The sequence below is a fragment of the Cryobacterium tagatosivorans genome (assembly GCF_004402215.1).
GTDB lineage: Bacteria > Actinomycetota > Actinomycetes > Actinomycetales > Microbacteriaceae > Cryobacterium > Cryobacterium tagatosivorans.
In genome coordinates, this window is sequence record NZ_SOEZ01000034.1 from 20,236 (window position 1) to 31,057 (window position 10,822).

General features: G+C 70.5%; 10 protein-coding genes and 1 tRNA gene. 9 read left to right on the top strand and 2 right to left on the bottom strand.

Going from position 1 to position 10,822, the window contains the following annotated elements:
- Positions 1–17: 17 nt before the first annotated feature.
- The 4 genes from E3O23_RS06280 to E3O23_RS06295 all read left to right on the top strand — a co-directional run bounded on the left by E3O23_RS06280 (position 18) and on the right by E3O23_RS06295 (position 3,606).
- Complete coding sequence (locus E3O23_RS06280) at positions 18–560, top strand: amino-acid N-acetyltransferase (protein WP_134489236.1); 543 nt, start codon at positions 18–20, stop codon at positions 558–560.
- A 145-nt stretch (positions 561–705) separates the two neighbouring features.
- The gene (locus E3O23_RS06285; protein ID WP_134489237.1) at positions 706–1,338 is read left to right on the top strand and encodes a hypothetical protein; all 633 of its coding nucleotides are present in this window, start codon (positions 706–708) and stop codon (positions 1,336–1,338) included.
- Positions 1,339–1,424: 86 nt separating this feature from the next.
- Entirely contained in the window at positions 1,425–1,835 is a 411-nt protein-coding gene (locus E3O23_RS06290) for a dehydrogenase (RefSeq protein WP_241983355.1), read from the top strand.
- Positions 1,836–1,974: 139 nt separating this feature from the next.
- Positions 1,975–3,606, top strand: a complete 1,632-nt coding sequence (locus E3O23_RS06295; RefSeq protein ID WP_134489239.1) for a tetratricopeptide repeat-containing diguanylate cyclase — start codon at positions 1,975–1,977, stop codon at positions 3,604–3,606.
- Positions 3,607–3,632: 26 nt separating this feature from the next.
- Here the strand turns inward: E3O23_RS06295 and radA are convergent, their stop codons facing one another.
- On the bottom strand, positions 3,633–4,994 hold the full coding sequence (gene radA, locus E3O23_RS06300; RefSeq protein WP_134489240.1) for a DNA repair protein RadA: 1,362 nt from the start codon (positions 4,992–4,994) through the stop codon (positions 3,633–3,635).
- A 34-nt stretch (positions 4,995–5,028) separates the two neighbouring features.
- Entirely contained in the window at positions 5,029–5,811 is a 783-nt protein-coding gene (locus tag E3O23_RS06305) for an SGNH/GDSL hydrolase family protein (RefSeq protein WP_241983356.1), read from the bottom strand.
- A gap of 104 nt (positions 5,812–5,915) precedes the next feature.
- On the opposite strand from E3O23_RS06305, the gene E3O23_RS06310 reads away from it, so the two are divergent.
- The 5 genes from E3O23_RS06310 to E3O23_RS06330 form a co-directional block, all read left to right on the top strand.
- A tRNA-Ser gene (locus E3O23_RS06310) sits at positions 5,916–6,005 on the top strand.
- 379 nt (positions 6,006–6,384) lie between these two features.
- Positions 6,385–8,190, top strand: coding sequence for an acetate--CoA ligase (acsA, locus tag E3O23_RS06315; RefSeq protein WP_134489243.1), 1,806 nt, complete (start codon positions 6,385–6,387; stop codon positions 8,188–8,190).
- Positions 8,187–9,182 carry a pyruvate dehydrogenase (acetyl-transferring) E1 component subunit alpha gene (pdhA, locus tag E3O23_RS06320; RefSeq protein WP_134489245.1) on the top strand — a complete coding sequence of 332 codons (996 nt, stop codon included), beginning with the start codon at positions 8,187–8,189 and terminating at the stop codon, positions 9,180–9,182. The genes acsA and pdhA overlap by 4 nt, the downstream gene beginning before the upstream one ends.
- A 13-nt stretch (positions 9,183–9,195) precedes the next feature.
- Positions 9,196–10,176: an alpha-ketoacid dehydrogenase subunit beta gene (locus tag E3O23_RS06325; RefSeq protein ID WP_134489247.1), complete on the top strand. Its 981-nt coding sequence runs from the start codon at positions 9,196–9,198 to the stop codon at positions 10,174–10,176.
- The coding region (locus E3O23_RS06330; protein WP_174776604.1) for a biotin/lipoyl-containing protein at positions 10,169–10,822 on the top strand (654 nt) is incomplete at its 3' end. The genes E3O23_RS06325 and E3O23_RS06330, both read left to right, overlap by 8 nt.

Sequence of the window (10,822 nt, forward strand, 5' to 3'; positions counted from 1 at the left end):
ACGAGAGAGGGCCGAGCGTGACAGCGCAGGACCACGCAGCGCAGGACCACGCAGCGCAGGACTACTCGGTGCGCCGGGCGCGCACCAGTGACGTGCCGCGCATCCAGGCGCTCGTCGAGCCGCTCATCCAGGAGGGCATCCTGCTCGGCAAGGACCGTGTCGTGTTCTACGAGGCCGTCCAGGAATTCCGGGTGGCCGAGGACGCCGAGGGTCGACTCGTCGGCTGTGGCGCCCTGCATGTGATGTGGGAGGACCTGGCCGAGGTGCGCACGCTGGCGGTGTCGGCGGACTGGCTCGGCCGCGGGGTGGGCCACGCGCTGCTCGATCGCCTGGAGGCGGATGCCCGCGAGCTCGGCCTGAGCCGCCTGTTCTGCCTCACCTTCGAGGTGCCCTTTTTCAGCCGGCACGGCTTCGTCGACATGGGCTCCGAGACCGTCGATCCGTCCGTCTACGCCGAACTCGTGCGATCGCACGACGAGGGAGTCGCGGAATTCCTCGACCTCGCCCGCGTCAAGCCGAACACGCTCGGCAACACCCGGATGGTCAAGCGGCTCGTCTGACCATGCCCCGCGGGCGAGAATCCGCTCCGTGCTTCTGTCCGCTGCGGCGGCCGGCTCCACGGCCGCCGCGACGAACTCGGCCAATCCCGGGCGACACGCCACCCATTGGCCCGGCGACGACCGCAAAGCTCGTTAACCTTGGGGCATGTCGACGACAAAGAACACCGGCGGTCGCCAGTCCGGCGCCGTGTACCGGCGCCGTCGCCTGGTGGTCGGACTGGGCCTGCTGGCCGTGCTGGCCATCATCTTCCTCATCATCGTGAAGCCCGGCTCGAGCAGTGGCGAACCGGCGGGCACGACCTCGCCGGCCGCCTCGACCACGGCGACGGATGCCGCGCCGAAGGCGACCCCGAAACCCGCGGCCGAAGGTGGTCCCTGCACCGCCGCCAGTGTGCAGGTCGAAGCGATCACCGACGCGGACAAGTACGAACCGGGCAAGCTTCCCCAGCTGTCCCTGAGCGTCACGAACACCGGCGCCACCTCGTGCACCATCAACGCGGGCACGTCGAAGCAGGTATTCACGATCACGAGCGGCAAGGACGTCTACTGGACCTCCACCGACTGCCAGACGGAATCTGCCGATGCCGAGGTCCTGCTCGAACCCGGCGAACCGGTCAGCTCGAGCACGCCCGTCGCGTGGGAGCGCGTCCGTTCGGCCAAGGACACCTGCGACGCCGCCACCCGCGACGCCGCTCCGGCCGGCGGTGCGTCCTACCACCTGCGGGTCAGCGTCGACGGCATCGAATCCGAGACGCCGAAGCAGTTCCTGCTCTACTGAGCCGCGTCCGGGGGCGCCGGAATCGTTCGCTCACGGCAGGTGCTCTCGCTTCGACCCGCGCCGACCTCGGCTGGTTAGATGGATTGGTGACCGAACCCACTCCTCCCACCCACTCCGAGCCCCTCGCCGCGGCCCTGGCCGCGCAGGACGTCGTCGCAGTGGCCTATGCCCTGCGCAACGACGTCGTCATCGTGCCGCAGCTGGTCGTCAAGGGCCAGGCCGAACAGGTGCGGGTTTTCGGCCGCGAAGGCTCGGACAAGCGGATGCTGCTGCTCTTCTCGTCCGCCGCGAACTACGCGCGAATGCTGCCCGACGACCCTGACCCGCGGGTGATGGTGGGCGACGCGCAGTGGCTGCGCGAGTTCCTCACCGTGCACGAGCAGACCCTCGAAATGGTGTTCTTCGACATCGCCGGCCCGCACGTGATGCAGGCGGCCCCGGACGACCTGATGCGGGCGCTCGGCCCGCTGCCGGGCGAGGCGGCCGGCGCGGAGTAATTCCCCCCGGGCGAGGGGGGACCGCGACGGGTCTGTCCCCACTAGGATGAATCTCGATAGCGTCGAACCTCTCTCTGAGAGGGGCTCCGCCGGCGGAACGTTCGCCCCGGGTCATGTACCTGTCTGAGAGTGGGCCGCAGTGGTGGGGACCGGGGACGGTGCGGTCGAGACACGGCTCGCGAGCGTCGAGCGCCAGTTCTGGATCGACCGCGACGTTGCGCTGCAAGCCGCGGAGGAGTGGCTCGAGGAACTCGGCGAGGGAGATCACGGAGCGACCTCGCGTCGCCTGCGGGTCCTGATCGCGGCCGTGCGAATTCACCGCACCGACCCGAGCCAGAGCGCCATCGATGTGCAGGAAATCCTCGCCTGGGCCGAACAGCACGGCGAGATCGCCCTGCAGTCCCGCTGCCACGACGTGCTCGGTTCGGTGTTCGAGATGGTCGGCGACCGCGCCCTGGCGCTGGAGCACGCCGTCGCCGCGAACGACCTCCTCGCCGAAACGGAGATTCCGCTGATGCGCGCGGCCGCCCGGAAGTGCCTGGCCGACGCGCTCGGGTCGGCGGGCTCCCTGGACGAGGCGCGGAGGCGTTACGACGATGCGCTGAAGCTCGTCATCGACGACCCGGAGACGAACATCCGGTACATCATCCTCAACAACCTCGCCTACACCGAGCACCTGGCCCACAACCACGTCGAGGCGCTCGCGACGGTCGAACGCCTGGTCGGCCTGTCGGAGCTCAGCGACCGCCAGATCGGGATGTCCGCCCGCGACACCATCGCCCGGGTGTACATGGCCGCCGGCCGGTTGCCGGAGGCGGAGACCATGCTGATCCCCGCGCTGGACACGGCGTTCAGCGATTCGCACCCGGACAGCTCGGCGGCGGCGCTGGTGGCGCTGACGCAGCTGTACCGCACGCAGGGGCGCCTGGACCAGTCGCAGGTCGTGATCGACCGGTGCCGCGATCTCGCCCAGCGCAACGGCCTGATCCGGTGGACGACCGAAGCGGCACGCGAGCAGGCCGAGATCTACGCGGCCCAGGAGAACTACCGGGCGGCCTTCGAGGCCTATCGGAACTACCACGAGCAGTCCGTGGCGCTCGGCGCGAGCGAGAACGAGGCCAAGGGCCGGATCCTCGAGGCCATGTTCCAGACGGCGGAATCCCGCCGCGAGAGCGAGCGCTACCGGGAGCTGGCCGAGCGCGATCCGCTGACCGGACTGCACAACCGACGGTTCGTCGACGAGAACCTCGGCGGCGCCCTGCTCCAGCTGCGCGAAGGCGGTCCGTCCCTCGCGATCGCGATGATCGACCTGGACCACTTCAAGCGCGTCAACGACACCCTCTCGCATGAAGTCGGCGACGAGGTGCTGCGCACGCTCGGCCGCATCCTGAACGCAGCGGTAGACCCCGTTCCCGGCGGGATCGCGGCTCGCCTCGGCGGAGAGGAATTCCTGCTCATCCTGCCCGAGACCGATGCGGCGAAGGCCTACGAACTCGCCGAGGGGCTCTGCCGCTCCATCGCCGGTCATGATTGGTCGCCGATCACGCACGGACTCCCGGTGACGGCGAGCATCGGCGTCGCCCTGGCGCCGGCCGACGGCGCACAGAACTCCGACCTGCTGCGCACCGCCGACCTGCGGCTGTATGTGGCCAAACGCAACGGCCGCAACCGGGTCGTGCACTCGGCAGCCATTTCGGGCTTGATCGGTGACGATGCTGCGGCCGCTCCCGAGACGCCGCCGCTCGAAACCCTGATGGTGGTCGTGGCCTAGCAAGCCGTGGTCTGGCAGGCCGTGGTCTAGAAGGCCCGGTCGAGCTCCGCCTCGCGGTCGGGCACGCCCGTGGCCAGCGCCTGTCCGACGGCGGTGGCGATCGAGCCGCTGGCGGCGTCGATGCGCGTGGTGAAGCCCAGCCGCACGCCCTCGCCGGCGCGCTGTTTCGCCGCGGAGACGGCGCGGATCTCCCCGGCCAGGCTGATCTCCCCGAAGGCCGCCACGGTGTGGGCGATCGGGCGGTCCTTCACCGCCGACGCGATGGCCAGGGCGATGGCCAGGTCGGCGGCGGGCTCGGTGAGCCGGATGCCGCCGACCGTCGACACGTAGACATCCAGCCCGGCCAGCTGCAGTCCCGCGCGTTTCTCGAGCACGGCCAGGAGCATGGCCACTCGGGACGGGTCGACGCCGTTGGTCACCCGCCGGGGGTTCGGGGCCTGGCTGGCGACGACGAGGGCCTGCACCTCGACGGGCATTGCGCGGCGGCCCTCGAGGGCGACGGTCACGCAGGTGCCGGAGACGGGATCGGTGCCCCGGCTGAGGAAGAGCCCGCTCGGGTCGGGCACCTCGGCGATGCCGTCGCCGGTCATCTCGAAGCAGCCGACCTCGTCGGTCGGGCCGAACCGGTTCTTGAGCGCGCGCACGAAGCGCAGCGCAGTCTGCCGGTCGCCCTCGAACTGGCAGACCACGTCGACGAGGTGTTCCAGCAGCCGCGGCCCCGCGATCGAGCCGTCTTTGGTGACATGCCCCACGAGCAGGATGGGCAGGTTGCGGTCTTTGGCGACGCGAATCAGCGTGGATGCCACCTCCCGGACCTGGCTGGGCATTCCCGCCAGCCCGTCGGAGAGCGAACTGGCCACCGTCTGCACCGAGTCGACGATGACGAGGTCGGGCTTCACCGCATCGATCTGGCCGAGGATGGTGGCGAGGTCGGTTTCCGCGGCGATGTACAGCTCGGGCTGGAGCGCGCCGGTGCGCTCCGCCCGGAGGCGCACCTGGCTCACCGACTCCTCGGCGCTGACGTAGAGCACGCGGGACTTCGCCGCCGCGGCCTTCGACGCGACCTCGAGCAGGAGCGTCGACTTGCCGACGCCCGGCTCGCCGCTGAGCAGGATGACCGAGCCCGGCACGATACCGCCGCCGAGCACCCGGTCGAATTCGTTGATGCCGCTCGGCCAGTGCGCGACGGAGGTCGTGTCCACGTGCGTGATCGGCCGGGCGATGCCGTCGCCGGTCACGACCGTGGGCTTGACGGAGCGGCCGAGGCCGGCCTTCTCGGCGGCGTCGAGCACGGTGCCCCACTGCTGGCACTCGCCGCAGCGACCGGCCCACTTCGGGGTGGTCCAGCCGCATTCGGTGCACCGGAAAGTCGAGAGGGGCTTGGCCATGCCAGCGAGCCTAGCCGGGGCCACCGACGCTCGATTACGCGTCGAGGCGCGCCTGGGGAATCCGGTGCGCGATGTCGGCGCTCAGCTCGGGCAGGAAGGCCTCGGCCCAGACCCGGTAGCCGCGGTCGTTGGGGTGGAAGAAGTCGTTCGCGAACTGGGTGGCCACGCTGCGCAGGCCCTGCCGTTTGGTCGTCGCGTGCAACGGAACCACGGTCAGCCCGAACTCCGCCGCGACGCCGCGCAGGATGCGGTTGGCCTCGGCCACCTTGCGTTCGTTGTGCGGGAGGTGGAAGCACGGCAGGTCGGCGACGATCGCATGGCCGGGGAGGGCGGCGAAGACCTCCCGGATGCCGGTCTCGAAGACCGCGGCATCCCAGAACGCGATGTCGTTCGCCCCGATGGCGACCGTCACGACGTCGGGGGAGAGCTTGACGAACCGGGGGAGCTGGTCGCGCACGGTCAGGCCGACGGTGGCGCCCGACACGCTGAGGTTGACCACGCGTACGGTGCGCCCGGTGCTCAGCCGGATGTGATCGGCCAGGATCCCGACGTAACCCCGGTTGGGCTTGCTCGCGCCGATTCCCTGGGCGGCGCTGTCCCCGATTGCGACGTAGAGCAGCTCGCCCTGTTCCTTGGCATGATCCCGCCACCACTGGGAGTGGATCGGCAGCGTCTCGTTCAGCAGCGCGGCGTTCTCGGCCAGCCGGAGGCGGAACTTCCTGTAGTTGAACGTGGCGGCAGCACCGATTCCGGCGGCCGTCGCAACGGTGCCGGCGGTCAGGACAAGGGAGCGGAGTCGCTGGTTGACGGTTATCACCCCGCGAGAATACAACCCGCCTCTGGGCATCCGCTGATCGGCGGCTGGACGTCTGCTCGCCCCGGATTCGCGCCACGGCCTCCGACTCAACTACAATCGACCCCGGTACCGTGTCCGAGCGGCCGAAGGTGCAACTCTCGAAAAGTTGTGTGGGGGAGACTCCACCGTGGGTTCAAATCCCACCGGTACCGCCACGTAGCAACAGAAAAGCCTCCGAGCAATCGGAGGCTTTTCTCGTTCCCTGCCGCGCGGCGCGGGCACCCGGGCGGGCGAAAACCGGAACGGCCGCCGGAATCCGGCCGTTTCCTCCGGCTCCGGGCACCAGCGGCGCAATCCGTCCGGAGTTCGCGACACGGGATGGCCGAATTGGCCGAAGTCCCGGGCAAAAAAATAGAGGCAGGGCGACAACCCGAATGTCACCCTGCCTCAGCTCCGGTTACTCGAACCGGGGAGCTTTCGTAGCTAATACTGCAGGTGCGGGGCCGATTCCGAAAGTCATCATTTCGGGGGACCCTGAAACGAGGGGGTCGCCGGGCCCTATGCCGGAGGCCTCGCCGGGAGTTTGATGTCGGCATGACGGCAGGAATCGAGTCGGCCACTCGCTGGCCCATCATCCACAAGGACATCGCCGCTTTCCCGGTGCAGCCGAACCTCGTCGACTACGACGCGACGTGCGCTGCCTTCACCTGGGACTCGGCCCGACGCGGACTGTCCGGGTTGCCCGGCGGCCGGGGACTCAACATCGCCTACGAGGCGGTCGACCGGCACGCGGCCGGGCCGCACGCCGAGCGGGAGGCGCTCCGCTTCGTCCGGGCCGACGGCACAACCCGCTCGCTCACCTATGCGGGCCTCTTCGAGGAGACCAACCGTTTCGCCAGCGTGCTGCGCGCGCTCGGCGTCGACCGCGGGGACCGGGTCTTCTCCCTCACCGGGCGCATCCCCGAGCTGTACGTGGCGATGCTCGGCACCCTGAAGAACGCGAGCGTCTTCTGCCCCCTCTTCTCCGCCTTCGGACCGGAGCCGGTGCGCCAGCGGTTGCACCTCGGTTCGGGCCGGGCGCTCATCACGACCCGGGCGCTGTATCGCAAGAAGGTCGCGCCGATCCGCGCCGAGCTGCCCGACCTCCTGCACGTGCTCCTCGTCGACGCCGACGGCGCCCCGGAGCCGGACACCCTCGACCTGGCCGCGCTCATGCGCAGCGCCCCGGAGTTCGGCGGGATCGCCACCACGCACCGTGAGGACATGGCGTTGCTGCACTTCACCAGCGGCACGACCGGAACCCCCAAGGGCGCGATCCACGTGCACGACGCCGTGACCGCGCACTTCGCCACTGGGCGCTTCGCGCTCGACCTGCACCCAGACGACATCTACTGGTGCACCGCCGACCCGGGCTGGGTCACCGGGACCTCATACGGGCTGATCGCGCCGCTCGTGCACGGCGTGACCAGCATTGTCGACGAGGAGGAGCTGGAGGCGGACCGGTGGTACCGCATCCTCGCCGAGCAGCGGGTGACGGTCTGGTACACGGCGCCGACGGCGCTGCGGATGCTGATGAAGGCCGGCGCCGACCGGGCCAGGGGCCACGACCTGTCCGCCCTCCGCTTCGTGGCAAGCGTGGGCGAGCCGCTCAACCCCGAGGTGGTGGTCTGGGGCCAGGAGGCGTTCGGCCAGCCCGTGCACGACAACTGGTGGCAGACGGAAACCGGCGGCATCATGATCTCCAACTACGCGGCCACCGAGATCCGGCCGGGCTCGATGGGACGGCCGCTGCCCGGCGTCGAGGCGGCGCTGGTCGCGCGCGACGACGAGGGCAAGCCGGTGCTGCACAACATCACCGCCGTGCTGGTGACCGATCCGGATGTCGTGGGCGAACTGGCCCTGCGCCCCGGCTGGCCGTCCATGTTCCGCGGCTACCTCAACGAGGAGGAGCGCTACCGGCGGTGCTTCGTCGGCGGCTGGTACCTCACCGGCGACCTCGCCAGGCGGGACGCCGATGGCTACTACTGGTTCGTCGGCCGCGGGGACGACGTCATCAAATCGTCGGGCCACCTGATCGGGCCCTTCGAGGTGGAGAGCTCGCTGATGGAGCACGAGGCCGTGGCCGAGGCCGGCGTGATCGGCGTCCCCGACCCGGTCGCGGGCGAGATCGTCAAGGCCTTCGTCGAGCTGCACCCCGGGTTTGAACCCACGGAGGCGCTGCGCCTGGAGATCATCGGCTTCGCCCGCAAACGGCTCGGTCCGGCGGTGGCACCGCGCCTGCTCGATTTCACCGACTCGCTGCCCCGGACCCGCAGCGGCAAGATCCTGCGCCGGCTGCTCAAGGCCCGCGAACTCGGCCTGCCAGAGGGAGACACCTCGACCGTGGAGGCCCCGCGATGACCGGCACGGCTGCGCCGGCCTTCGCTGACCCGAAGCACGCCCGCCACCTGCTCCGCCAAATGCTCCGGGTGCGCCGGCTCGAAGAGAAGTGCGTGCAGCTCTACAGCGAAGCGAAGATCCGCGGGTTCCTGCACGTCTACATCGGCGAGGAGGCCGTCGCGACCGGCGTGATGGCGACCCTGCAGCCGGAGGACGCGGTCCTGGCGACCTACCGCGAGCACGGCCATGCGCTTCTGCGCGGGGTAGCGGCCGGCGCCATCCTGGCCGAAATGTACGGACATCAGGAGGGATGCTGCCGCGGGCGGGGTGGGTCGATGCACCTGTTCGACGCGGCCACCCGGTTCTACGGTGGCAACGCCATCGTGGCCGGCGGCCTGCCCCTGGCGGTCGGCCTGGCCCTGGCCGACAAGCTGGCCGGGCGCCGGCGGGTCACCGCGTGCTTCTTCGGCGAAGGCGCCGTCGCCGAGGGGGAGTTCCACGAGAGCCTCAACCTCGCCGCGCTCTGGCAGCTGCCGGTGCTGTTCTGCTGCGAGAACAACCTCTACGCCATGGGCACCGCGCTCCGACGCTCGGAATCGCAGACCGACATCGCCCTCAAGGCGGCCGCGTACGAGATCCCGGCCTGGGCCGTGGACGGGATGGACGTGCTCGCCGTCGAGGAGGCCGCGCGCCGGGCAACGGACGCCGTGCGCGCCGGGGGAGGACCGCATTTCCTCGAACTGCGCACCTACCGCTTCCGGGCGCACTCGATGTTCGACCCCGAGCGGTACCGCGACAAGGCCGAGGTCGCCGAGTGGCTCGAGCGCGACCCGATCGACCACCTCCGGAGCGCACTCGAGGCCGCCGGCCAGCTCCGGAAGAAGGACTGGGACGCCATACAGAGGGAGGTCGACGCGGAGGTCCAGGCCGCCGTCGACTTCGCCGAGGCCGGCACCCCGGAACCCACGGACGAGCTCACCCGCTTCGTCTACAGCGAGCGGAGCGCGCCATGAGCCGGGTGCTGCCATGAAGACCACCTACCGCGAGGCGACACGCGCCGCCATGCGCGACGCGATGCAGCGCGATGACCGGGTGTTCCTGATGGGCGAAGACGTCGGCGAATACGGCGGCTGCTTCGCCGTGAGCCTCGGGCTGCTGGAGGAGTTCGGCCCGGAACGGATCCGCGACACCCCGCTGTCGGAGGCCGGGTTCGTCGGGGCCGGGATCGGCGCGGCCCTCGGCGGGATGCGCCCGATCGTCGAGATCATGACCGTCAACTTCAGCCTGCTCGCCCTCGACCAGATCATGAACAACGCGGCGACCATCTCGCACATGTCGGGCGGACAATTCAACGTGCCGATCGTCATCCGGATGACCACGGGTGCCGGCCGCCAGCTCGCCGCCCAGCACTCGCACAGCCTCGAGGGCTGGTACGCGCACATCCCCGGCCTGCGCATCCTCACCCCGGCGACCCTCGCGGATGCCCGCGGCATGCTCTGGACGGCACTCGAGGATCCGGATCCGGTGCTGATCTTCGAGCACGGCTCGCTCTACAACATGGCCGGGGACCTCGACGACGACGCCGGCGCGGTCGACATCCACGCCGCCGCGGTGCGCCGGCCGGGCGCCGACGTGTCCCTGATCACCTACGGCGGCACGCTGCAGACCGTGCTCGACGCCGCGGACCAGCTGGCAGATGAGGGCATCGACGCCGAGGTCCTGGACCTCCGCACCCTGCGCCCGCTCGACGACGCGGCGATCCTCGCCACAGTGGCCAAAACGCACCGCGCGGTCGTGGTCGACGAGGGTTGGCGCAGCGGCAGCATCTCCGCCGAGATCAGCGCCCGGATCACCGAGGCCGCCTTCTTCGACCTGGACGCCCCGGTGGGCCGGGTCTGCAGCGCCGAGGTGCCGACCCCTTACGCCCGGCACCTGGAACTGGCCGCGGTGCCCTCGGCCGAGCGAGTCGTCGCGGCAGCCCGGCAGGCGGTGGGAGCGCATGGGTGACTTCCGGATGCCCTCGCTCGGCTCGGACATGGAGAGCGGCAAGCTGATCGAATGGCTGGTCAAGCCGGGCGACTACGTGCACCGCGGGGACATCGTCGCCGTCGTCGACACCCAGAAGACCGTGATGGACGTGGAGACCTTCGAGGAGGGCGTGGTCGCCGACCTGCTCGTCGAGGTCGGCGCCACCGTTCCGGTGGGCACGCCGCTGGCCTCGATCACCGGGACCCCGGCCGAGGGTGCCGAGCCGGCCCGGCAGGCACCCGCGGTCCGCCCGGGCAAGCCCGGCGCGAGACCCGCCAAGAGGCCCGCAGAGAAGAAGGCCGAGAAGCCAGCCGGGAAGAAGGCCGAGAAGCCGGCCGAGGAGAAGCCCGCCGAAATACCCGCGCAGCAGCCCGCGACGGCGCCGACGACGGCACCCGGCTTCGTCTCTCCGCCGGTGCGCCACCTCGCGCACCAGCTCGGCGTCGACACGGCCCGGCTCCGCGGCACCGGCAAGGACGGCGCGATCACCCACGCCGATGTCGAGCGCGCCGCGGCGGAGCACGTGCCGGCAGAGGCCCGGGCCGCTGCCGTGCCTGCAGCCGCCGCCGGCCGGGTCCGCTCCTCGCCGCGTGCCCGGCGGGTGGCCGCCGAGCTCGGTGTCGAC

Excerpts from the sequence above, each read along its gene's own strand:
- radA (WP_134489240.1), bottom strand. The coding sequence starts at position 4,994 with ATGGCCAAGCCCCTCTCGACTTTCCGGTGCACCGAATGCGGCTGGACC.
- pdhA (WP_134489245.1), top strand. The coding sequence starts at position 8,187 with ATGACCGGCACGGCTGCGCCGGCCTTCGCTGACCCGAAGCACGCCCGC.
- E3O23_RS06325 (WP_134489247.1), top strand. The coding sequence starts at position 9,196 with ATGAAGACCACCTACCGCGAGGCGACACGCGCCGCCATGCGCGACGCG.
- E3O23_RS06285 (WP_134489237.1), top strand. The coding sequence starts at position 706 with ATGTCGACGACAAAGAACACCGGCGGTCGCCAGTCCGGCGCCGTGTAC.
- acsA (WP_134489243.1), top strand. The coding sequence starts at position 6,385 with ATGACGGCAGGAATCGAGTCGGCCACTCGCTGGCCCATCATCCACAAG.